A 22,129-nucleotide genomic window follows, 5' to 3' on the forward strand; every position below is an offset into this window, starting at 1 on the left:
CGGTGCGCCGGAGATGAACGGGGAGGACTACCTGTGACGTTGAGGCTTCGACTCGGCGACCTGCGGGAGATGCGCGATCATCCGTTGGGGACGACCGAAGCAGGGTTCCGGGCCGGCTTGACCCAGCAGGAGGCCTTCACCAGAGGTCGGGGCCCCTTTTCCGGCGACGCCGGGAGCGTCTTCTCCGAACATGAACTGTTCGTCACCGCGCCCGACGACGAGGTGCTGGCGGTCGCGACGATCACCGGGGTCCGCGAGTACGACGGCGAGTTGCTCGTCGACGGCGACCTGGTCGTCGACCACGAGCGGGTGGGGACGCGGCTGCTGATCCGGACCCCCGCCGAGAACGTGTTCTCCTGCGCCGACGAGGAATCGGCGTGGGCAGGCTCGGTCGAACGAGCACGGTGGATCTACGTGCGGGCGCTGGTCGAGGTCGCAACCGTCAAGACGGCCTCCTACGACCGTCGGCTCGCGGGCGCGGATCCTGCTGCCGACCCCGCAACGACCCTCGCCACCGCCGACGAGACGATGCAGGTGGTGCCCCGGTACGTGATGATCCACCGCAGCGGGAAGCTACGACTCGGCGGCCCGTACGCCGACGTCGCGGACTGGGACGGGCACGTGGAACCCTGGTCCGACTACGGATACGTCGACTGCCTGCGCCTCGACGACGTCCTGGGCACCAGCGGCGACCTCGACATCGACGCTCTTCGGCCACTCACCTCGCGGGCGGCCGCCGCGGAACTCCTCGAGTCGCTGGGATGGGACAAGGTCATCCGCCGATTCGTCGAGGCCCGCTGACCGTTGCGGTGACCGCCGGGCGCGCAGAATCCGACGCAGACGGCTTGGTCTGTTCGGCCGCGATCCAGGTCTGATCGGTGGCATTGTAGGTGTGGGCTGTTTTCTCATCGCATGATCCGTTACCACTCGACGGGAGTTCACGCATGGCCACGCACCTCCACCTCGGACACATCTTCCACATCGCAGGCGCGCCGAAAGTGACCGAAGCCGCGGCCGCCTTGGTTTCGATACCCGACGGCGCCCTGGTGCTGGACGACGATGGGCGAATCGTGTTTTGCGGTGACCGCGCCGAGCTCCCGTTCGAATACGAGTCCGGCACCGTGTACGACCACCGGCCCGGGTTTCTGCTGCCCGGATTCGTCGACACCCACGTCCATTTCCCTCAGACGTACGCCGGCGACTCCTACGGCGGCGGGCAACTTCTGGAGTGGCTGACCCTGTGCATGTTCCCGTCGGAGGCGAAGTTCGCCGACCCGGAGTTCGCGCAGCAGGCGGCCGTCGAGTTCACCAACCGGCGCATCTCGGCGGGCACGACCGCCGCCATGGTGTTCGGTTCGGCGTTTCCGCACGCCCAGGACGCGTTGTTCACCGAGACGCAGAAGGCCGGCCTGCGCATCGTGAGTGGCCGCGGAATTCAAACCGTCGGTGACGAAACCGCCCAGCCGTTGATGACGTCCGAAGAGGACGCCATCCGGCTCACCCGCGAGGAGATCGACAAGTGGCACGGCGCCGACACCGGCGACGTCGACACCGCACTGCTGCACGTGGCGATCATCCCGCGGTTCTCGCTGTCGGTGACGACGGAGACCTTGAAAAATCTCGGGGAACTCTACGACGAGGTGCGCGACCGCGGGGTGTACGTGCACTCGCATCTCAACGAGAACAACCGTCCCGGCACCGGCGAGGTCGACTCGACCAAGGAGACGTACCAGGTGAACTCGTACCTGGACACCTACGACGGGAAGTTCCTGCCCGGCTCGGCGGTCGGCGGAAAGAGCCTGCTCGGCAGGCGCACGATCCTCGCGCACTGCGTGCACTGCCAGGACGTCGAGCTCGAGCGGATGGCCGAGACCGGTACGTCGGTCTCACACTGTCCGATCTCGCAGCTGTTCCTGGGATCCGGAACGATGCCGTGGAAGCGCACGGTCGCGTCGGGTGTCACCATCTCCGTGGGAACCGATTTCGGCGGCGGCGACGAATGGCTGATTCCGCGGGTGCTCGGCGACGCGTTCAAGGTGCACATCACCGAGCCCGGTGACGACGGGGTGTCGATGCATCCCGCCGAGATGCTGTTCGTCGGCACCCTCGGCGGCGCCCGGGCACTGGACATGGAGAACCGGTTCGGCAACTTCGACCTCGGGAAGGAAGCCGACTTCGTCGTCGTCGACCCGGCGGGCACACCCGCACTCGACGGGTTGCTGCGCAACGCCTTTCGGTCCGCCGACCCCGAACTCGCCCGCGATCAGACCCTGTTCGCGCTGCTGATGGGGATCCGCGAGACGTCCATCACCGAGGTGTACGTCGCGGGTAAACGCGCCAAGTCGTCCTGAACCGACGGTGGTGGCCGGCCTTGCGGGTCGGCCACCACCGCGTCGCCTCAGCTGGGGTTCACCGACGAATGATGGTTGGCGATCAGCCACTTTCCGTCTTCGTACCGGTACACCCACGTGACCCTCGCTGCCACGTCCTGGCCGTTGGCGTTGATCACCCAGCGGCCCACGTTGTAGGCCAGGTCGCAGTCCGAATACTTGTAGCTTTCTTCCATCCGGGCCGTGGGATCGGCCTTGATCAGATTGACGAAATACTCCGTTATCTCCTCCGGGGTGTCGGCGATGGGCACCGATAGAGTCGGCAGCAGTATCGCGTCCGGCCGGTACAGCGCGGCCACCCGGCTCGCGTCGCCGGAGACCAGTGCATCGTTCCAACTCGTGAAAAGCGCATCCAGCTCACTGTCACTCGCGCGGACGCAACTGTCCTCGCTGTCGGAGGAAGTATCCGACGAACACGAAACCACCGAAATCGTCAACGCGAGAATCGCAATGCCTGTGCCGAACGGTTTGGCATTCATACCAACCTCCGCGGAGAAGGGGCGCGTACGGGAACGACCCGCCAACCGATCAAGCGTAACCCCGCGACCACACGGCGCGGATCGGATCAGCGCACCCCGACCCACGCACCCGATGCGACCGATGCCGTGATGGCGTCGAGGGTTTCGGCCGCGGCGACGGCGTCGGCGATCGTTGCGCCCTGGGGCTTTCCGTCGACGATCGACGTGATGAAGTTGTTTCCCTCGATGACCTTGAGGTCGTCGTAGCTCATCGAGGACGCGGAACCCGGCTGGAAGCGGGCGTATGCCCCGGCGTCGGGTCCCACCCAGACCGTCGTGACCGGCTGGTCCTGGTACCTGCTGCCGAGACTCGTGCCGAGTTCGTTCATCCGGCGGAAGTCCCAGTACACCGCACCTTTCGTGCCGTGGATCTCGAACCCGTAGTTGTTCTGCTCGCCGACGGCCACGCGGCTGGCGTCCAGTGTCACCCGTCCGCCCGATGCCAAACGGACCAGCGCGCTGACGAAGTCGTCGTTCTCCACCGCTCCCAACTTGCCGCCGGTGGCGCGCGCATGCCCGCTGGTGGCCCCCGTCGGGACGGCGCGCTGCGGGATGAAGACGGCAGTGTCGGCCACCACGGCGTCGATGTCCCCGAGCAGGTACCGGATCAGGTCGACGCCGTGCGAGGCGAGATCGCCCAGCACGCCCGACCCACCGCGCGCGTTCTCGTAACGCCAGCTCAGCGCGCCGTCCGGATGTGCGGCGTAGTCGCTGAGGAAACGGAACCGTGAATGTGTGATGGTGCCCAGTTCGCCCGAGGCGATGAGATCGTGTGCCATCGCGACGGCAGGTGCGTGCCGGTAGTTGAACCCGACGGTCGACTGGACGCCGGCCTTCTCGACGGCGGCGGCAACAGCCTTCGCGTCCTCCGACGACAGCCCGACCGGCTTCTCGATCCAGATGTGTTTGCCCGCTTCGGCCATCGCGACGCCGATCTCGCGGTGCAGGAAGTTGGGTGCGGTGATGCTGACCGCGTCGATGTTCTCGTCGGCGGCGATGTCGCGCCAATCCGTCAACGCTGCGCCGAACCCGAACTGGGCGGCGGCTTCCTCGGCGCGACCGGGTACCTCGTCGGCGACGGCGCCCAGCCGGATCGTCGGGGCTTCCGGGAAGTGGTGGCGCTGCCGCAGATACGCGTTCGTGTGCACTCGGCCCATCCAGCCGAATCCGGCCACTGCAACTGCGATCTCGGTGGGGTGGGCGTTGGTCAAGGTCGACTCCGGAACTACTCGGCGCGGCGGGTGTCTCTACGACAGTGCTGTGCGCCGGCAGCGAAGTCAACCGTTTGTGCGGACAAAGTAGCTCTCGAGGGGAATTTGATGGGTTTCCGCTCGGCGCAGGGCGGGGACCGCCGGCCCCCGGACCAGCGTTCCCCTCGCCTTCCTCGACGGCTATGCGTCCGCGCGTCGCACCAGCGTCGGGACGCCGGCATCGACCCGAATCACACACTGATCGAGCGACTCGAACATCTCCTCCCCTGACGCTCCGGAGACGGAGACTTCATGCAACACTTGCCCTTCCGAGGCGAGAAGCGAGACCTGGGGTGCAACGTCCTCACCCGAGTCCGGGATCGAGTCCGCCCCCGCGGTCCGCATGACGGCGGCCAGAATGCTGCCGCTGTCGTCCGCCAGGACCTGCACGTGGGACACCTTCGGTGATTCCTGTGTCGTCATGCGAGTACGCCTCCTTCGAGATGGAACCAGATGCCCGAATTCGAGCTGTTATGAATGCCGAGCGCGTACCACTGCCTGCTGGGGCCGCCGAATACCGGTTCGTTGGCGGTGCCCTGCCACTGCGTCACCAGGACCTTCGTGCCGCCACCACCCTGACTGGCATCGAGTTTCGGCGTCGCCAACTGCGGCCCCTTCCAGATGTCCCCGAACGAGAAGGAGAATTGATTCGCCTGACCAGCGGCGAGAAAAAGCCCCTGCGGCGTTGTCGACCAAGCCATTTCAGTGTCCTTTCGTCGATTCGCGAATGCGATACAGGACCGACCGTACGGCGACCTGCGCCGGTTGGACCGAGTAGTCGACTACGCGAATCTCGCGCCGGACGCGGCGTTCGGTGCGGACACGATGCCGGCGAGGCTGAAGGGGGGCCAGGACGGCTCTCACGTCGCCGCAGGAGATCGTGTTCGTGTTCGTACATGGCCCGCGCTCCGGCCGCGAGGTAGTCCTCTGGCCCTCACGGCTGGACCAGCGCAGCGATCCGGTCAAACCATGGTGAACGCGGGGTTCGTCGTGCTTGGCTGGATGCACGAGACCCGATGAGGAGCCAAGGTCATGAACGAGCCGTTCACTGGTGATCCCGCGCTCGACGAAGTGGGATCCGCCGCGGTGGCCTCGCCGCCCCGCCCTGCCGGGGTAGGGACGCGATGACCTGGGCGATACCGGCGATCGCCGCGATGCTGCTCGCCTTCGCCGCGATCTCCCGGAAAGTTGCGGGTACCCCGCTCACCGCGCCGATCGCCTTCACGGTGGGTGGACTCGCGCTGGGTGCGGAAGGGGTGGGCCTGATCGAGGTGGACGTCACGGGCGAGATCATCAAATTGCTCGCCGAGGTGACGCTCGCGCTCGTGCTCTTCACCGACGCGTCGAACGTCGACCTCACCGCGCTCCGTCCCGAGATCGCGCTCCCGGCACGACTTCTCGGATTCGGACTGCCGCTGACGATCGCCGCGGGCTTCGGCGCCGCGGTGCTCGTGTTCGACGATTTCGGCTGGCCGGAGGCGTTGCTGCTGGCGGTGATCCTGGCGCCGACCGACGCGGCGCTCGGACAGGCGGTCGTGACGCTGCCCTCTCTACCGACGCGGGTGCGGCAAGGCCTCAACGTCGAGAGCGGACTCAACGACGGCATCTGCGTGCCACTGTTCCTGATCGTCCTCGCGATCGCCCGCGCCGAATCGGGGGCGATCGGCGGTGGCTCGGCCGCGATCCTGGTCGCCGAGCAGATCGGCTACGGCATCCTCGCCGGCTTGGGCGCCGGAGCGGTCGCGGCAGCAATCGTGGTCGTCGCCGGCCGGCGCGATGCGATCGACCCGCTGTGGATCCAGATCGTCCCGGTCGCCGCCGCCGTGCTCGCGTACACGATCGCCGTTCCGCTCGGCGGGTCGGGTTTCATCGCGGCGTTCGTCGGTGGCCTCGCCTTCGGTGCCATTCGGCGGCGGGCGGGGGGCGAGCTCTCGCACATGATCGAGGAGTCCGGCGATCTCTTCAACGCGGTGACCTTCATCGTCTTCGGTGCGGTGCTGCTCGGCCCCGCGCTCGGTCACCTGTCGTGGCAGGTGCTCGTCTACGCGGCGCTCAGCCTCACCGTCGTGCGGATGGTGCCGGTGGCGCTCTCCCTCGTCGGCCTGCACGCACGGGGGCCGACCATCGCCTTTCTCGGCTGGTTCGGCCCGCGCGGGCTCGCCACCATCGTCTTCGTGGTCCTGATCGTCGAGGAGTCGGGCGAACTCCCGCACGAAAACCTGCTGCTGACGACCGCGCTGGTCACCATCGGCGTCTCGGTCCTCGCCCACGGACTCACCGCCGCGCCGCTCGCCGATCGTTACGCGGCCTGGTTCCGGGGGCATCCCCGGCCGGAGACCCTCCACATCGAAGCGTCCGGGGAGAGGCCGGGCGATGTCCGTCCTCGCGTGGACGACGGCGGCTAGCAACAGCGGAACCATCCGGTGGGCAAAATGAAGAGGGCCGCCGGCACCTTCTCCGGTGTCAGCGGCCCCTCATCCGCTCCGGGAACGCCACGCAATGCAGCTCAGCGACGGGTTGCCCGCCAGCGCGACGATCATTACACTGAACGAATAGTTCACTTTACCGAACGCAATGGTGAGCCGAGTCCAAGTGACGGTTGCCAGATCGAGGTGTGAGTATGCCCGGACCCGAGGGGCAATCGGTGAACGACAGGTGCGCCGCCATCGGTGAACAGATCGTGATGCGGCGAACCCAACGCGGAATGTCCGCAGCTGAGCTCGCACGCCGCGCAGGGATCAGCAAAGCGACCTTGTCGGGACTCGAATCAGGTACGGGGAACCCGACGATCACTACCCTGGATTCGCTTGCGGTGGCACTCAGAATTCCGCTCACGGACCTCATTTCCGGCGATCGAGACCCTGGGCCACTCCATCTGCGAGGAACCGGCGTCGAGTCGGGCGAGGTGAAGCGTGAACTTCTCCGCAGGATCAGCGGCGGGCATTCGGTCGAAATATGGCGGATGCGACTACCCGCGAACCACTCCAGCACAGGCCTCCCTCACGCAGACGGCACAGTCGAGCAGCTCTTTATCTCGTCTGGGCACCTTCGTGCAGGACCCGTGGACAACCCCACCGCGCTGGGACCGGGCGACTTACTCGCCTTTGCCGGCGACGCGCCGCACGTGTACGTCACGTCGAACGAGCCAGTTGACTTGACCGTGACATTCATTGTTCCAGTATCGAATTGAAAGGTCATCCATGACCTCGGCCGCCACACCCCTGCAGGGATACCTCAGTGACAACGCTGCAGGCGCGTCCCCCCAGATCCTCGCCGCGATGACGGCAGCAGCGGAGGGCCTGGCCGCGCCGTACGGCAATGACGAGCTTTCGCAGTCGGTGCGGACGAAGTTCGCCGACGTCTTCGACCATCACGTCGACGTATTCCCGGTCGGCACCGGTTCGGCGGCGAACGGACTCGCGTTGTCCGCTCTGACGCCTCCGTGGGGCGCAGTCCTGTCCCACCCGGACGCTCACATCAACAACGACGAGGCAGGCGCACCGGAGTTTTTCACGAATGGTGCGAGATCAATCCTGGTGGACGGCCCGGATTCCAAGATCGACGCGGACTTGTTCCGCGCAGCAGTGGGCCGGAGGAGAGGAGATGTCCATAGCGTGCAGCCCTCCGTCGTCAGCCTCACGCAGGCAACCGAGTCCGGCAGCGCATACAGTCTGGACGAACTCGCGGAACTGTCGTCGATCGCGCACGAAGCGGGTCTTCGTGTCCACATGGACGGTGCCCGTTTCGCCAACGCCTTGATCGCCATCGGGGCGACCCCGGCCGAAATGAGTTGGAAGGCAGGAGTGGACATCCTGTCGTTCGGTGCCACGAAGAACGGCGCGATGACCGCGGACGCCGTGATCTCGTTCGACGGCCGGCTGGCTACCGAACTGCAATACCGCCACAAGCGTGCAGGTCAACTCACTTCCAAAATGCGCTTCCAGACAGCGCAACTCGGCGCCTACCTCGACGACGACCTCTGGCTGAACAATGCACGCCACGCGAACGACATGGCGACGAGACTGCGCGACGGCCTCGCAGGCCTCCCCGGCGTGAAGATCCTGAGCAAGAGCGGCGCCAACATTCTGTTCTGCCACTTCCCCGATCACCTGTCGGCTGATCTCAGGGCTCAGGGGTACGCCTTCTACGGCGACCGCTGGGAGCCGGGAGTCGTTCGGTTCGTGACGTCTTTCGCCCATCACTCATCGGACATCGACACGCTTGTGTCTTCGGTCACCGAACTTACGCGCGGGTACCGATCTGTGCTGTAGGGCGAGAGCAACGATAGACCGCCTCAGCGCGACAACGCCTTTGGTGGCCACGAGACCTCTGTGGCCGCCATCGGATCTGCCTTCGTCGATGCGCTGAGCCATGCGATCTCAGCTGCGGGACGGGAGGCTAACCGACGGCGCCTCCGGTGCGAAGTCCAGCGATCGCGGTGTCGGTGAGGCCGAGTTCGCTGAGCACGGCGTCGGTGTGCTCACCGAGGGCGGGAACAGGTCCCATGGGCAGTTCGACATCGGTGAACGTCATCGGCGGCAGTACCGCTCGCACTGGCCCGGCGGCGGTGTCGACCTCCCGCCACCGGGCACGCTCGGACAGTTGAGGATGGTCGATGAGGTCTCTCATTCCGTTCAGGCGGGCGGCGGGCACGCCTGCCGCGGCGAGTCGTTTGTCCAGTTCCTCGGTGTCGAAACGGCGGGTGTGCTCGGCGACGACCTGGTCGGTTTCGGGTCGGTGCTCCACCCGCAGGATGTTGGTCGCGAACTTCGGATGCTCCGCAAGATCGGATCTGCCGAACACCTCGGTGACCAGCGCCCGCCAGCCGCGGTCGTTCTGCACCCCGATCAGGATCTGCCCATCAACGGTCGGGTACGCGTCGTACGGTGCGATCGAGGCGTGACTCAGACCCATCCGCTCGACTTGAGTGTCCTGGTACATCTGCAGGTACATGGGGTGCCCGAGCCATTCGACGGTCGCGTCGAACATGGACACATCCACCGCGGCCCCCACACCGGTGCGTTCGCGCCGAAACAGTGCTGCCTGCACCGCAGTCAGCGCATACATGCCGGCGGCGATGTCGGCGGCTGGAATTCCCGTCTTGGTTGCCGTCTCGGGGGTGCCGGTGATCGAGCACAAACCGGTCTCTGCCTGCACCAGCATGTCGTACGCCTTACGTGCCTGCAGTGGGCCTGCGGTGCCGTAGCCGGTCATGTTCACCACGATCAGTTCGGGGCGGTCGCGGCGCAAGGCGTCGGCGCCGAGACCGAGACGTTCCATCGCGCCGGGAGCAAAGTTCTGGACGACGACGTCGGCCCGGTCGAGGAGCCGACGTATCACCTCGAGCCCCTCCGCTGACTTCATGTCGACGCAGACCGACTCCTTGCCCCGGTTGAGCCACACGAAATGGGAGGCGAGGCCGTGCACGGCGGTGTCGTAGTTGCGGGCGAAATCGCCCTCCCCCACACGTTCGATCTTGATCACGCGGGCTCCGAGATCGGCCAGGTGCCGGGTGGCGATCGGGGCGGCCACCGCCTGCTCGAAGCTGACCACGGTGATCCCGTCGAGAGGAAGGTCCCGGCGCGCCGTCGAAGTCACAATTGAGGTCACGTGAAATTCTCCTGATGATGGACCGCACGCCGCAGACGGAGCGTTCGGTGCCGGCTACCCGGCATGGTGACTCCAGGATCGACCACCGCCCCACGACGCGGGTGTTCCAAAGCGGAACACCACAGAATCCGATCCGGGGAGCGCTGTGAGAGTCCGCTGAACGAGATCGCGGATTCACGGCGTTGCCGTGCCCTCTACCGGCGGAGGCGAGGACACCGGACTGACCGCCCCGCTATGCGGTGGTGACGTCGGGAGGGTCGGGAAGGTCGACGTCGAGAACGAAGTCGAGCCAGATCAGGGCATCGGAGAGCGTCTCCGCCCGCATGGTCACGTCGAATTGCTCGGCAGCGGTCAGCGACCGCTGCGCTTCGGCGAGATCCTCGGCGAGGAACGCCGACACCGTCCGCAGCACCCAACGCTCCGACGCCGAGAGGGCGTCTACGTCGACGAACCCGCCGTCCGTGAAGCGCAGGTCGAGGATGAACCTCTCCCCCGGTCGCGCGGCGCCCAAACGCGCGGTGACAACGCCGACGATGGCATCGACGACCCAGGCGAGCACGTCGCCGTACTCCGGTTGCTCTCCGACAGCCGGCGGTTCGGCGCACACCCGGGATATCTCGCCCGAGAACCGGACGACGTCGCGGTCACCGACCAGTTGCATCAGCCGGCCGCCGACTGCCGCGGCCGACGAACTGGTGGGGCTGCCCGCGTTCGATCCCATACTTCGAGAATGCCCGGTGCGGGGCACCGCCACACAGCGCAGTCGATCACGCCCAGTCGCCGGTATGGCCCCACCGGTCCCGGCCGCCCAAAGCTGACCGGTGGGGTCCACCGCCCGTGTAGCGGCGTCCGACGGAATTCGATTCGACGTCGGCGCGCTGCGTACGGGCACACCGCCCGATCCCTCGATGGGCGGACTCTCACCTAGGTCTGGAGGTGGCGAATTCGCGATTCGCTTCGCCTGCAACTGATTGGACGCTATCGCGAAATAAGGTAAAGCGCAAGTAAAGCTCGTCGAGGGCTCGACGTTCCCGCCGCTGCCGGCCGGCGGCAGCCTCAACCGACGGACCGAATCCGAACGGTGTAGTTTTGCTGTGGGCCTTATCCTCAGGGGACTCCGCGTGAGCACCGTCACGGCGGTCTGACACGGCCGAGAAATCTGCACGAAACATTCACGTTACGTTCCGTTCGTACAGTGTTGCCCCGACGCACCCCCACCTCATCCGCGGGGTACACGCGAGGGAGAAACACATGAGTGGGAATGCCGTCCGTCTGCAGGCGATCAAGGACGTCGAGGCATACGTGCCCCCGGCCGTCAGTTTCGTCGACGACGAGAAGCCGGGCGAGATCTTCGGTCAGAACGTGTTCAGCAAGACCGTGATGCAGAAGCGTCTGCCGAAGTCGGTCTACAAGTCCGTCATCGCCACGATCGAGAAGGGCAAGCCTCTCGACCCGATGGTTGCCGACGCGGTCGCGTCGGCGATGAAGGACTGGGCACTCGAGAAGGGCGCCACGCACTACGCGCACGTCTTCTACCCCCTGACGGGCCTGACCGCGGAGAAGCACGACAGCTTCTTCGACCCGGTCGGTGACGGGTCGGCGCTCGCCGAATTCGCAGGTAAGACGCTCGTCCAGGGCGAGCCCGACGCGTCGAGCTTCCCCAACGGCGGGCTACGCAACACGTTCGAGGCGCGCGGTTACACCGGGTGGGACGTCACCAGCCCGGCGTATGTGCTCGAGAACCCGAACGGCAACACCCTGTGCATTCCGACGGTGTTCGTGTCGATGACCGGGGACGCGCTCGACCACAAGACACCGCTGCTGCGGTCGCAGCAGGCGATGGGTGTCCACGCGGAACGCATCCTGACGCTCTTCGGCCACGACGACGTCGAGAACATCGTCTCGTTCTGTGGACCGGAACAGGAGTACTTCCTCGTCGACCGGCACTTCTTCCTCGCCCGGCCGGACCTGCTCAATTCCGGCCGCACCCTGTTCGGCGCCAAGCCGCCCAAGGGCCAGGAGTTCGACGACCACTACTTCGGCGCCATCCCGGAGCGCGTTCTCGGCTTCATGATGGACACCGAACGTGAGCTGTTCAAGCTCGGCATTCCGGCGAAGACCAGGCACAACGAGGTCGCCCCCGGCCAGTTCGAGATCGCACCGATGTTCGAACGCGGCAACATCGCCGCCGACCACCAGCAACTGCTGATGACGACGCTCAAGACGATCGCCAAGAAGCACGGCATGGCCTGCCTGTTCCACGAGAAGCCGTTCGACGGTGTCAACGGGTCCGGCAAGCACGTCAACTTCTCGCTCGGCAATTCCGACCTCGGCAGCCTCCTCGTTCCCGGCGACAACCCGCACGACAACGCCCAGTTCCTCGTCTTCTGTGCTGCCGTCATCCGCGGGGTGCACAAGTACGGCGGCCTGCTCCGCGCCTCCGTCGCGTCGGCGACCAACGATCACCGTCTCGGCGCGAACGAGGCTCCCCCGGCCATCATCTCCGTCTTCCTCGGAGATCAGCTCGCCGGCGTGTTCGAGCAGATCGCGAAGGGTGCGGCCACCTCGTCGAAGGGGAAGGGCACCATGAAGATCGGTGTCGACACCCTGCCCGTGCTCCCGACCGATCCGGGCGACCGCAACCGCACGAGCCCGTTCGCCTTCACCGGCAACCGGTTCGAGTTCCGGGCGCCGGGTTCGATGCAGACCGTCAGCGGACCCATCGTCACGATCAACACGATCATGGCCGAGTCGCTCGACTACATCGCGACCGAACTCGAGACCGCGGTCGCGAACGGCACCGACTTCGACACCGCGGTGCAGAACCTGCTCACCGAGATCATCACCAACCACGGTGACGTCGTGTTCAACGGTGACGGGTACTCGGAGAACTGGCAGAACGAGGCGGCCGCGCGTGGACTGCCGAACCTGCGCACGACCCTCGACGCGTTGCCCGAACTGATCACCGAATCGGCGGTCGAACTGTTCGGCAAGTACCAGGTGTTCAACCACCGGGAGATGCACTCTCGCTACGAGATCGGTCTCGAACAGTACGCGCTGACGATCGGTGTGGAAGCACGGCTGACCCTGGAATTGGGACAGACGTCGATCCTCCCCGCCGCGATTCGCTACCAGACCGAGTTGGCGCAGAACGTTGCGGCGCTGAAGGCCGCAGGCGTGGACGCGGACCTGTCCGCGCTCGAAGCCGTGTCGGCACTCCTGACAAACCTCAGGGTCGCGCTCGCCGAGTTGAAGTCCGCGCTCACCGCTCAGGGTGAATCGGAGGCATTGGCGGAGGCAACGCATGCCAAGGACGCCCTCCTGCCCGCGATGGCTGCCGTTCGCGCAGCAGCAGACAGCCTCGAGGACATCGTGGCCGACGACCTCTGGCCGCTGCCCACGTACCAGGAGATGCTCTACGTCCTCTGACGGACTGGAGTAGATCTGCACGTCATCAAGGTCCGGAACCTACGGCGGAAGCTGTAGGTTCCGGATCTGTCTGTCGGCTCACACCGCCCGGGTCTCTGGGTGTCTGTCAGTGGCGAGATGCGGCCAAGTCGCCGAGCGCTTCGACGGATTTCCAATCGACCACGGCTGCGCAGTTACGCCGTAGCAGCGCGAGAATCAGCTGGTTCACCACATCGTTGTCGGGGAGAACCGCGACCGCGGCGAGTGTGACGTAGAGGCCGCTGAGTAGCTGGATCCTGTAGTCGGCCGTCGCCTGCCCCTCGTCGTATCCGGAGGATTTCTCCGCGAACACGTCGATGTACGTCTTCAGCAATCGTGTTTCGTGTAGTCGGCGTTCGGCGACGTCGACACTGCCCGACATGAAGTACGCGAAGTCGTACATCGGATTGCGCAAGCCGGTGAACTGCCAATCCAGGAGCACGGCCGACACTCCCGCCTCCGACCTCTCGAAGAGAACATTGTCGACGCGAGGGTCGCCGTGAGTGAGTGTCAGGTGTTGCTGCGGCAGCCCGTACCAGGTGCGAACGAGTGCGACGGCATCTCGAACGGCGGCGAGGAAGTCCGGCGGGAGGTCCCCGGCGAAGCGAGTCAGCGCGGCCGCGGCCCCGCGTTCCGCCGCATCGCACCAGTAGTCGGAGACCTCGGACATGCGCACCAACCACGCTGGCGCTGCCTCGTCTGTCAGTGGGAAGAAGCTGGAGTGCAGGCGAGCGAGTTCCGCGACAAGGGATTCCGCCTCGGCCACACCACACCCCGCGGCTTGATTGCCGGGCGTCGTCGTTGCCGTCAAGTCCTCCAGGACGAGGTTGATGTTCGTCTCGTCGCCGGCCACCCAGAAGCACCGCGGAATCCGGCAAGCCTGTCGGCCACCGACTTCCCGGTAAGCGCCGATTTCGCGGTGGTATGCACCGCTCCGCAGTCCGTGCGCGTGCGCACCCGGTGCGCTCGGACGAAACTTCACCACGACCGCGGCGGGGGAACCCGATTCGGCTCGTGCGTACTCGATGCCGATTCGTACGGTGTCGCTCACGTTGCCTGCGCCGATCGGCTGCGCCGAGATCGACGCGACCTCGACCCCAGTGTGGCCTGCCTGCCGTAGCACGGACTGCACCCATGCGGTGTCGATCTCGGTGGCGACGTCGAGCACTCTGGGAGTCGGGTGATTCATGACCAGGACCCTTCGAAGTAGTTGGAGTTCCACACATCCGTGATGAGTCCCGCGGTCGCTTTGAAGACCTCGATTCCGCAGAGCCGCTCTCCGGTGGACAGGCGGATCGCGTTCCACGTCAGCGTCGCGAATTCCTCGTTGCCGGAGAGGTTGGTCACCTCAAATGTCGGCTGGTTCGACGCCAGGTCGGCACGAATGCGCTCGATTTGCTGATTCCGGCTGAGCGCGACGGTGTTACCCGCTTCGTGTCGAATGACCGGGTCTCCGCAGATTTCGTGGATGAGCTCGACCCGTTGCTTGTTGTAGATCTCGAACACATACTGTTCGACGAGTTCGACGGGGGTTCTCACCGGAGACTCCTGTACGTCTCGACGACCGGCTCGAGTTCTGCCGGGGTCGAGCAGTGCAGGATGACACCGTCGACACCGAGATCGAGTTGGGCGGAGACCTTCTTCGCGCAGGCCTCGGCTGATCCTGTGGCGGCTGCGTCGAGCCACTCGGCGGGCAGCACTGTGCCGATGTGCTCGATCTCGGACGGGGTCGCCACCGCATCGCACCAGCCGTTCAATCCGGCGACCACCGGATCTTCTCGGAACCGCTGGAGCGCGTTGGGGTCCCAGTTGTTCGTCTTCACCATCAGGTCTCCGTACACCTGCAGGTAGGTGGCGAGTCTAGCCACGGTCTTCTTCAGTTGCAGTTCGACGGGCAGGTGATCGGGAACCGTTGCGTAGCAGGACCACACCTTGACCGCTGCGGGATCACGACCGGCCTTCTCCGCGGCGGTGCGGACCGCGTTCACACACCGCACGACAGTGTCGTCCGAGAAGTACGTGTGGAGAACGACGACGTCAGCGGCTCGCCCGGCCAGGGCCAGGGTCGCAGGCCCGAATGCGGTCAGCCCGATCGGAATGTTCTCGTCGAATGTCGGGTCGAGGCGCAGCGCCGGATAGTTTCCGGCCGGGCCGCTATGGCCCTCGACGGTCTCTCCCTTCCACAATCGGCGCATCAGACCGATGAAATCCTCCAGTTGCGCGGTGGTGACCGGCGGGAGGCCGAAGGCTTTCAGTTGCGGTGCCAGCCCACGACCGAGGCCGAGGACGAAGCGGCCGTTCGTCAGCCGGTGCATCGTCGTCGCCCATGCTGCTGTCACCATCGGGTGGCGGGTGTTGTGGTTGGTCGCAGCAGTGGCGATGTTCAGGCGTTCGGTCACCGCACCGGCCGCGCCCGTCAACGACCCGAGTTCCTTGACGTTGAACCGTTCGGAAAAGAACGCGGTGCCCAGGCCGAGGCGCTCGGCCAGTGCCAGTTCGCCGTACATCTCTCGGGGAGACTCGACGTGTCCGCCGAGTGCGTAGAAGCCCAGTTCAGGCATCGAATCGTTCACTGAGTGTGCCTTTCGTGAGAACCGCAGTCGGGCGCCGACCTACCCACGGTTCACCGCGGCGAGTGGGTGGATCCCGATGTGGCGGGCGCCGTCGCGGTCCCGTGCATGTGTCAGGGAATTGGTGACCATGGACAGAAACAGGTCGTCACCGCGCTCCGTTCGTTCCACCAGCATCGCAGCCGCAACCCCGATGATGAAGTTGTGGAAGGTCGCGCACGCATAGTCCTGGACGAGACGTTCGAACGGATAGCCTTCGACCCCGAGGTCGACGAGTTCCGAGTGGTAGTGGAGGAGTAGTTCGTCCTCGTTCGCTCGACGTGTCGCGGCGTCCAGCGCGCCACCGATGAAGTAGGCGACGTCGACGACTCCCGGTGCGTACACCACTGTTTGCCAGTCCAGTACAACGAGCGGTACTTCTCCGCCGTGCGCGTCGAACAGAACGTTGTCGGGTCGGTAGTCTCCGTGCTGGACGGTGTAGGGCATCCTCTCCAGCGCCTGGTAGTACCCGGCGATGTTGTCGACGAATTCCTGCCCCAGTGCGATGTCGGCCTCGCTGAGCCGGCCGGCGTAGCGCTGACGGAATCCGTCGTACCATTCGGGCATCATCTCGGCGAATCGCTGCCAGTAGCTCGACGAGATGTCCATCCACGGGTTGCCCCTGAGTTCTTCGGAACCCCAGTAAGGCGCGTGGATCCGCGCGGCTTGTTCGACGGCGAGCCGCGTTTCGGCCACCGTGCAGCCGGTCAGCTGGTTTCCGGGACGTGCGGGAGTGAGATCCTCCAGGATGAGAACGAATTCGGTATTGTTCGAATCGATTTCGGCGTGGAAACAGGACGGGACGCGGACCTGGAGGTGCGGCGCGATCTCGGTGTAGAAGCCGACCTCACGGGCGTAGTTGAGCTCGCTGCGTCCGGCGGCGCGGCTCTGCTCGCTGTCGGAGGTCAGTTTCGCGACGAGCGACACGGGGCCGCTGCCAGGGTCGGAGTACGAGATCGTGATCTGATAGCTGTCGGCGACCAGACCTGTGCCTATCGGTTCGATTGCCGTGTCGGTCACGCGGTTACCGGAGGCGAGTATTCCCTTGTCGCGCAACACTCGATCCAGCCAGCTCGCGCAAATATCAGCTGCGTGCAATGTCTTCTCCTTATCGAGGGCCGGTACCGACTCAGATCTCGAGCACCGTCACGACACCTGTCGTGCCGTCGACCTCGATGAGTGCTCCGTTCGGGATGCGCTTGGTCGCGTCGGTGGCCGAGACGATGCACGGGATACCGATTTCCCGGCTGACGATCGCGGCGTGCGAGAACGGGGCTCCGACGTCGACGACCACCGCGGAGGCGGCGACGAACAGCGGTGTCCAGGACGGGTCGGTGATCGGGGCGATGAGGATCTCTCCGGGCTCGAGCGCGGAGGGGTCGTCGGGGGTGGTCAGGACCCGGGCGATGCCCCGGGCGGTGCCGGTGCAGCCGGACACGCCGACCACAGACTCGCCCGCGGCCAGCGCAGCACCGGCGGCGCCTGCGCGGAGCGACCAACCCTCTAGCGGCGGAACTTCCTCGGACACCACGAACGGCGGCTTGACGTCGAAGAGCGCGATGTAGCTCTTTTCCCGCTCGCGTACGATGTCGGTGAACGCAGCGGGATCGACGAGGTAGGCATCGAGTTCGTCGGCGAAGAGCATGAAGATCTGCTCCACGCTGTCGAGGGCTCCCGCCTCGACCCCGCGTCGGCCGAGCTCCCTTGCAGGAAGCCGGATTTCGTGGATCACCATGGCCGCCGTGGTGCGAGCGCGTTCGCGGCCGCGGAGCCAGAGAGCGGCGGCGGCGAGGGTGGCCTCGAACTGGGCGGAGGTCTCGGGATCCCCGGCGAGGAGCTCACGGACCACCGAAGCGGCGGCCTCGCGTTCCTCACTTCGGATGGCGCCCTTACCTTCCGGCGCCTCGTCGTCACCGACCCGCCGCATGCGGTCGACGGTGGCCAGCGCCAGTTCCGGTTTGACGCCCCACGTCTGGGCGCGGATCTCCCATTCCGCCGGGCCGCGGAAGTCCCAGTCCGACAGGAACGCGTCGAGATCGGTGCGGAACGCGGTGACGGCTGGGTCGGTGCTCGCCGACAGCCGGTCGTAGAGGCCGGGGACGCCCTCGTCGAACACGGCGGCCACCGCCGGATCCTGGGCGGTGCGGCTGAGGGTCCACATCCGCTTGGAGGGTCCGGTGGAGTCGACGTCACCGATGCCGCCGACCAGGGTGAGTGCGAGCTCGGGCCTGCCGACGGCGGCGGCGATCTGCGCGACGGCCCCCAGCCCGACACCCGATTTGAGGCTGGCCTCGATGTGGTGCTGGAACAGCGGCCGCAGGATGTAGTCGAAGGAGGTAATGCGCTCGCGCAACTGCTGATCGGTCAACGCGGTCATGTCGGGCCGGTCGGCGCGGATCCGCACCACGTCCTGACGGTCGGCGTCGTACTCGGGCAGCCCGGTGGCCCCGATGACTTCTTCGACCAGCCAGGCGCCGGCGCGCTCGGCGAACTCCGGGTTCTCGTCGAAGTCCCGCTTCTCGCTCTCGTAGCTGGGAATCCCGGGCATGTCACCGAAGTACTGCAGGTCGACCGCTTCCGGTGACATCCCCGGCACGCGGACGCCGAACAGCCGCATCAGCGACATGTTGATGTACAGGTAGCTGCCGAAGGCCGGGAGGATGTTGTAGTCGACCGTGGCGTCGTAGAGGTCGTGGTCCCAGACCTTGCATGCGACGAAGGCGTCCCGCCAGCCCGGTTCGAGATTGTGCTGGAAGCCGGCGGAGGCGTTCAACGGACTGATCGGGTCGGGGAAGATCTCCCCGACGTTCGCGCGGGAGTACAGGGGAAACACCTTCGACACAGTGTCGTTGATGGGCCACTCAGCCATGCGATGCCTTCTTTCAGACAAATGTTTTGGAGTGCCGGTTTCATTCCGGAACGATGCACGTCGCCTTTCGTGTTAGCGACTGTGAATTCACATTCTTATGTGAGTGGCGTCACTCTGTCAAGACTCCCGGGCCTTGACCGACCTCACGTCTGACGAGTTTCCACGCTTGCCGGTAGACAAAAGTGTGAATACTGCGTCACAATCCTTGGATACGAGGTCTGAGCTGGCGTCTGGTTTGTGGAGGTCGGCAGGGAAGGAGAGCGCTCACATGCGCATTTTGGTCACCAACGACGACGGCATCGACGCACCCGGACTGCATGCGGTGGCGACAGCTCTGGCAACCGAGGGGTACGAGATCACCATCGCCGCGCCGCGCGGCGAGTGCAGCGGCAGCGGCTCTTCGCTGGGCACCCTCGAGCACGGAGCGGAGATCGCCTACACGGAGCGCCGCTTCGAGCACCTGCCGGGAGTCCAGGCGCTCAGCTTCGACGCCCCGCCCGCATTTGCGGTGTTCGCGGCGTGCGCGGGGGTGTTCGGCCCTCCGCCGGACCTGGTCGTCAGCGGCATCAATCCCGGCCCGAACACCGGCCGGATGATTCTGAATTCGAGTACGGTGGCGGCCGCGCTGACCGCGTCGACCCTCGGCGTCCGCGGTCTCGCCGTCAGCTGCGGGTTTCCGCCGGAGCACCGATTCGACACAGCCGGCCGCATCGCGGTGTCCGCGGCACAGTGGATGCTCGCCCACAGCGCCCACCGTGCCGTGCTGAACGTCAATGTGCCCGATCTCGACATCAGTGAGGTCAAGGGTGTGCGAATGGCACCGCTGGCGCCACGCGGACTGCTCGGCTTGACCTTCGACAAGACCCCGGACACGGTGCGGCTGTTGCGATTCGCCAATACCGAACGCCTCGGCACCGGAACCGACTCCGCTCTCGTGCGTGACGGCTACGTGTCGATCAGCGCCATCTCGGCCGTGGCGGCCAACTCCGAGGGCTCAGGCGTCGCGGCGCACGTCGAGGCGTGCCTGCCGTTCCCGGTGGCCGCCGAGTCCTAGGCGCAGGATTCCCTGGCGCTGCAACGTATATCGAACACGGAAGGGTCGGGCCGGTCATCGACCGGCCCGACCCTTCCCGTGTTGTGCGCTTGTTCAGCCTTCGTCGGCGGCGCCCCGGGTCCGCCCGGCACTGAGGATGAGGTCTTCGTGCAGTTCCATCCAGATGTCGTGGTAGCTGTCGTACATCGGCCGCGCGAACGAGGCGTTGTCGCCGCCGCGGATGCGGTCGAGCGCCGCGGAGAGGCGCGGCAGGTAGCGACCGAACCGCGGCAGCGCATCGACCAGTTCCGGGAGCGACGCCCGCAGTTGCTCGTCAGTCTGCGCCAGCGCGCCGACGACCTCGCCGTCGTAGGTCGGGTCGCCGTGATCGTTGGGGGTGTCGTCGCTGCGCATCTGCCAGCGCTGACACACCATCTTGAAGTCGGAGTTGATCGGCAGGAATCGGTCGTAGAAGGCTGTCAGCGCGGTGGCCGCGCCCGTGGTGGCCGGATCCTGTGCGAGTAGCCGCAGATGCTCGGCCTTGCCCGCGGGGGTCAGCATCGCTCCCGGCATCCGGCCCTCCCGGCGCACCACCAGACCCTGCTCGACGAGCGGATCCAGGGCCGCCGGCAGGTCCTCGACGGGCACGCCCGACAGGGCGCTGAGCACGTTGTCGTTGGCCAGTCCCTTCACGCGGAGCGAATGCAGGACGTCGAAGGTGTGTTGATCTTGCTGGGCGTGAACCATGTCTGGCTCCTGTTCGGGTGATCGGTGGTCAGATTGTGTCTTCGTCAGGAATTCGCGAAATAGTGCGAGCGCAGGGCCTTCTTGTTGAGTTTTCCGGTAGGCAGCCGCGGCAGGCGGTCGACGAAGTCGATCGAGCGGGGCGCTTTGAAGGTCGCCAGGCAGCCGCGGCAGTAATCGATGAGGTCGGCGGCGGTGGTGGCGTCACCCGGTACACCCTCGCGCAATTCCACCATCGCCTTGACCTGTTCCCCGAATTCCGGGTCGGGGATGCCGAATACCGCAGCGTCGACGACATCGGGATGGCGCACCAGGGCGGCCTCGATCTCCTCGGGGTAGATGTTGACCCCGCCGGAGATGATCATGAAACTTTCCCGCCCGGCGAGGTAGAGGAATCCGTCCTCGTCGAGGTAGCCGCGGTCGCCCATGCTTTTCCAGCCGGCACTCGTCGCGGTGTCTCCCGCGTTGACGTAGGCCGCCGCGGCCGGCGGTTCGAACCAGACCTTGCCGATCTCACCCGTCGGCAGCGGGGTGCCCGCGTCGTCGGTGACGTGCACACGGGTGCCGCCGAGGGGTCGGCCGACCGACCCGGGGTGGTCGGCGGATTCGGCGGCGGAGATGTACGTGTGCCCGTAGCCCTCGGAGGCGCCGTAGTACTCGTGCAGGACGGGCCCCCACCACGCGTTGATCTGTTCCTTGACCTCCACCGGGCAGGGCGCGCCGGAGGTGACGGCGGTGGTGTGCGTCGGCGACAGCGCGATGGCGCTCCTGTCGGGCAGGGCGAGGATGCGCAGCAGCATCGTCGGCACCCACTGCGAGTGGGTGACCCCGTGGGCGGCGATCGCCGTCATGGCCGCGGACGCGTCGAAGCGTTCCATACACACGACCGTGCCGCCGGCGGCCATCGTCATCAGCTGGAAGGTGAACGGCGCCGCGTGGTAGTTCGGGGCGGGCGAGAGCAGCACCGTGTCCGAGTCGATGCCGAGTTTCAGGGCGAGGCCCGCGTGACGGGTGGGGGCGTCCGCGGGATGGATGTCCAGCAATTTCTGCCGGAACGCCTTCGGACGGCCGGTGGTGCCGCCGCTGTAGAGGACGCGGGCGCCGAAGCGCTCGTCCGCGATGGGAGTCCTCGGGTGGTTCGCGATCGCCGCGGCGAGGTGCTCGACCCCGGGAGCAGGATCGGTGCACAGGGTCAGCGCGGTGTGCCCGCCGGGAAGGGCGTCGGCGACCGCTCCGGCGAGCGAGCCGCTGGTGACGACCGCGGCCGGTGTCGCTTCGGCGAGGAGCGCGGCGAGTTCGGCGGCGCCGAGGTGCCAGTTCACCGGTGTGACATACAGGCCCGCGCGCATTCCGGCCGCGACCACCACCGGCCATTCGATCCGGTTCTCCATCACCAGGACGATGGAATCGCCTGCTGTCACGCCTCTGCTGCGCAGGAGATGGGCGAGCTGGTTGGACTGCTCGTCGAGCTGCCGGTAGGTGAGCGAAGAACCGGAGGCGGCCATCACGAACGCGAGAGAATCAGGATGCTCGGTGGCGATTGCGGGTGGGTACACGTGACCTCTTTTTGTGAATTGTTCGTCACTATCTAGGTCAGGCTACAAGCGATTTGACTCGTCTTACAAGGGGTATTTGCAAATCCGGCGATTTGTGCTTTAG

20 protein-coding genes are annotated in these 22,129 nt (G+C 66.0%); 7 read left to right on the forward strand and 13 right to left on the reverse strand.

The window, feature by feature from the left end:
* Positions 1-33 precede the first annotated feature (33 nt).
* Together BLV94_RS26510 and BLV94_RS26515 are read left to right on the forward strand one after the other, a co-directional pair.
* Positions 34-801 carry a hypothetical protein gene (locus BLV94_RS26510; RefSeq protein ID WP_143051423.1) on the forward strand — a complete coding sequence of 256 codons (768 nt, stop codon included), beginning with the start codon at positions 34-36 and terminating at the stop codon, positions 799-801.
* Positions 802-944: 143 nt separating this feature from the next.
* A complete protein-coding gene (locus BLV94_RS26515; protein WP_072943636.1) occupies positions 945-2,351 on the forward strand; it encodes a guanine deaminase in 1,407 nt (468 codons plus the stop codon).
* 47 nt (positions 2,352-2,398) lie between these two features.
* On the opposite strand, the gene BLV94_RS26520 is transcribed toward BLV94_RS26515, so the two are convergent.
* The 4 genes from BLV94_RS26520 to BLV94_RS26535 form a co-directional block, all read right to left on the reverse strand.
* The gene (locus BLV94_RS26520) at positions 2,399-2,869 is read right to left on the reverse strand and encodes an SgcJ/EcaC family oxidoreductase (protein ID WP_072943637.1); all 471 of its coding nucleotides are present in this window, start codon (positions 2,867-2,869) and stop codon (positions 2,399-2,401) included.
* Between the two features lie 86 nt (positions 2,870-2,955).
* A complete protein-coding gene (locus BLV94_RS26525; protein ID WP_072943638.1) occupies positions 2,956-4,119 on the reverse strand; it encodes a Gfo/Idh/MocA family protein in 1,164 nt (387 codons plus the stop codon).
* Positions 4,120-4,299: 180 nt separating this feature from the next.
* Positions 4,300-4,581: a hypothetical protein gene (locus BLV94_RS26530; protein ID WP_072943639.1), complete on the reverse strand. Its 282-nt coding sequence runs from the start codon at positions 4,579-4,581 to the stop codon at positions 4,300-4,302.
* Positions 4,578-4,859, reverse strand: coding sequence for a hypothetical protein (locus tag BLV94_RS26535; protein WP_072943640.1), 282 nt, complete (start codon positions 4,857-4,859; stop codon positions 4,578-4,580). Before BLV94_RS26535 ends, BLV94_RS26530 begins: the two co-directional genes overlap by 4 nt.
* 423 nt (positions 4,860-5,282) lie before the next feature.
* Here BLV94_RS26535 and BLV94_RS26540 point away from each other — a divergent pair, with 423 nt between their 5' ends.
* The 3 genes from BLV94_RS26540 to BLV94_RS26550 all read left to right on the forward strand — a co-directional run bounded on the left by BLV94_RS26540 (position 5,283) and on the right by BLV94_RS26550 (position 8,429).
* The gene (locus BLV94_RS26540; RefSeq protein ID WP_072943641.1) at positions 5,283-6,563 is read left to right on the forward strand and encodes a cation:proton antiporter; all 1,281 of its coding nucleotides are present in this window, start codon (positions 5,283-5,285) and stop codon (positions 6,561-6,563) included.
* Between the two features lie 215 nt (positions 6,564-6,778).
* Positions 6,779-7,348, forward strand: a complete 570-nt coding sequence (locus BLV94_RS52155; RefSeq protein ID WP_072943643.1) for an XRE family transcriptional regulator — start codon at positions 6,779-6,781, stop codon at positions 7,346-7,348.
* A 10-nt stretch (positions 7,349-7,358) separates the two neighbouring features.
* Entirely contained in the window at positions 7,359-8,429 is a 1,071-nt protein-coding gene (locus tag BLV94_RS26550; RefSeq protein WP_072943644.1) for a threonine aldolase family protein, read from the forward strand.
* A gap of 127 nt (positions 8,430-8,556) precedes the next feature.
* On the opposite strand, the gene BLV94_RS26555 is transcribed toward BLV94_RS26550, so the two are convergent.
* Positions 8,557-9,768, reverse strand: a complete 1,212-nt coding sequence (locus BLV94_RS26555) for a CaiB/BaiF CoA transferase family protein (protein ID WP_072943646.1) — start codon at positions 9,766-9,768, stop codon at positions 8,557-8,559.
* Positions 9,769-10,000: 232 nt separating this feature from the next.
* Positions 10,001-10,489: a hypothetical protein gene (locus tag BLV94_RS26560; RefSeq protein WP_072943648.1), complete on the reverse strand. Its 489-nt coding sequence runs from the start codon at positions 10,487-10,489 to the stop codon at positions 10,001-10,003.
* 530 nt (positions 10,490-11,019) lie between these two features.
* On the opposite strand from BLV94_RS26560, the gene BLV94_RS26565 reads away from it, so the two are divergent.
* Complete coding sequence (locus tag BLV94_RS26565; protein ID WP_072943649.1) at positions 11,020-13,197, forward strand: glutamine synthetase III family protein; 2,178 nt, start codon at positions 11,020-11,022, stop codon at positions 13,195-13,197.
* Positions 13,198-13,303: 106 nt separating this feature from the next.
* Here BLV94_RS26565 and BLV94_RS26570 read toward each other — a convergent pair whose 3' ends face one another.
* The 5 genes from BLV94_RS26570 to BLV94_RS26590 form a co-directional block, all read right to left on the reverse strand.
* Complete coding sequence (locus BLV94_RS26570; protein ID WP_072943651.1) at positions 13,304-14,404, reverse strand: phosphotransferase; 1,101 nt, start codon at positions 14,402-14,404, stop codon at positions 13,304-13,306.
* Positions 14,401-14,754 (reverse strand): hypothetical protein, encoded by a 354-nt coding sequence (locus tag BLV94_RS26575; RefSeq protein ID WP_072943653.1) that lies wholly within the window; start codon positions 14,752-14,754, stop codon positions 14,401-14,403. Before BLV94_RS26575 ends, BLV94_RS26570 begins: the two co-directional genes overlap by 4 nt.
* A complete protein-coding gene (locus BLV94_RS26580) occupies positions 14,751-15,776 on the reverse strand; it encodes a TIGR03857 family LLM class F420-dependent oxidoreductase (protein ID WP_083395935.1) in 1,026 nt (341 codons plus the stop codon). Before BLV94_RS26580 ends, BLV94_RS26575 begins: the two co-directional genes overlap by 4 nt.
* A gap of 51 nt (positions 15,777-15,827) precedes the next feature.
* On the reverse strand, positions 15,828-16,844 hold the full coding sequence (locus tag BLV94_RS26585) for a phosphotransferase (RefSeq protein WP_307718320.1): 1,017 nt from the start codon (positions 16,842-16,844) through the stop codon (positions 15,828-15,830).
* A gap of 109 nt (positions 16,845-16,953) precedes the next feature.
* Positions 16,954-18,693, reverse strand: coding sequence for a PEP-utilizing enzyme (locus BLV94_RS26590; RefSeq protein WP_072943657.1), 1,740 nt, complete (start codon positions 18,691-18,693; stop codon positions 16,954-16,956).
* Between the two features lie 268 nt (positions 18,694-18,961).
* On the opposite strand from BLV94_RS26590, the gene surE reads away from it, so the two are divergent.
* Complete coding sequence (surE, locus tag BLV94_RS26595) at positions 18,962-19,747, forward strand: 5'/3'-nucleotidase SurE (protein ID WP_072943659.1); 786 nt, start codon at positions 18,962-18,964, stop codon at positions 19,745-19,747.
* 93 nt (positions 19,748-19,840) lie between these two features.
* Here the strand turns inward: surE and BLV94_RS26600 are convergent, their stop codons facing one another.
* Both BLV94_RS26600 and BLV94_RS26605 read right to left on the reverse strand, forming a co-directional pair.
* Positions 19,841-20,473: a hypothetical protein gene (locus BLV94_RS26600; RefSeq protein ID WP_072943661.1), complete on the reverse strand. Its 633-nt coding sequence runs from the start codon at positions 20,471-20,473 to the stop codon at positions 19,841-19,843.
* Between the two features lie 44 nt (positions 20,474-20,517).
* A complete protein-coding gene (locus BLV94_RS26605; RefSeq protein WP_072943663.1) occupies positions 20,518-22,026 on the reverse strand; it encodes an AMP-binding protein in 1,509 nt (502 codons plus the stop codon).
* Positions 22,027-22,129: the final 103 nt, after the last annotated feature.

The organism is Rhodococcus koreensis (assembly GCF_900105905.1).
Lineage (GTDB): Bacteria > Actinomycetota > Actinomycetes > Mycobacteriales > Mycobacteriaceae > Rhodococcus_F > Rhodococcus_F koreensis.

Excerpts from the sequence above, each read along its gene's own strand:
- BLV94_RS26580 (WP_083395935.1), bottom strand. The coding sequence starts at position 15,776 with ATGCCTGAACTGGGCTTCTACGCACTCGGCGGACACGTCGAGTCTCCC.
- BLV94_RS26560 (WP_072943648.1), bottom strand. The coding sequence starts at position 10,489 with ATGGGATCGAACGCGGGCAGCCCCACCAGTTCGTCGGCCGCGGCAGTC.
- BLV94_RS26520 (WP_072943637.1), bottom strand. The coding sequence starts at position 2,869 with ATGAATGCCAAACCGTTCGGCACAGGCATTGCGATTCTCGCGTTGACG.
- BLV94_RS52155 (WP_072943643.1), top strand. The coding sequence starts at position 6,779 with ATGCCCGGACCCGAGGGGCAATCGGTGAACGACAGGTGCGCCGCCATC.
- surE (WP_072943659.1), top strand. The coding sequence starts at position 18,962 with ATGCGCATTTTGGTCACCAACGACGACGGCATCGACGCACCCGGACTG.
- BLV94_RS26565 (WP_072943649.1), top strand. The coding sequence starts at position 11,020 with ATGAGTGGGAATGCCGTCCGTCTGCAGGCGATCAAGGACGTCGAGGCA.
- BLV94_RS26530 (WP_072943639.1), bottom strand. The coding sequence starts at position 4,581 with ATGACGACACAGGAATCACCGAAGGTGTCCCACGTGCAGGTCCTGGCG.
- BLV94_RS26535 (WP_072943640.1), bottom strand. The coding sequence starts at position 4,859 with ATGGCTTGGTCGACAACGCCGCAGGGGCTTTTTCTCGCCGCTGGTCAG.
- BLV94_RS26600 (WP_072943661.1), bottom strand. The coding sequence starts at position 20,473 with ATGGTTCACGCCCAGCAAGATCAACACACCTTCGACGTCCTGCATTCG.
- BLV94_RS26570 (WP_072943651.1), bottom strand. The coding sequence starts at position 14,404 with ATGAATCACCCGACTCCCAGAGTGCTCGACGTCGCCACCGAGATCGAC.
- BLV94_RS26550 (WP_072943644.1), top strand. The coding sequence starts at position 7,359 with ATGACCTCGGCCGCCACACCCCTGCAGGGATACCTCAGTGACAACGCT.
- BLV94_RS26515 (WP_072943636.1), top strand. The coding sequence starts at position 945 with ATGGCCACGCACCTCCACCTCGGACACATCTTCCACATCGCAGGCGCG.
- BLV94_RS26590 (WP_072943657.1), bottom strand. The coding sequence starts at position 18,693 with ATGGCTGAGTGGCCCATCAACGACACTGTGTCGAAGGTGTTTCCCCTG.
- BLV94_RS26540 (WP_072943641.1), top strand. The coding sequence starts at position 5,283 with ATGACCTGGGCGATACCGGCGATCGCCGCGATGCTGCTCGCCTTCGCC.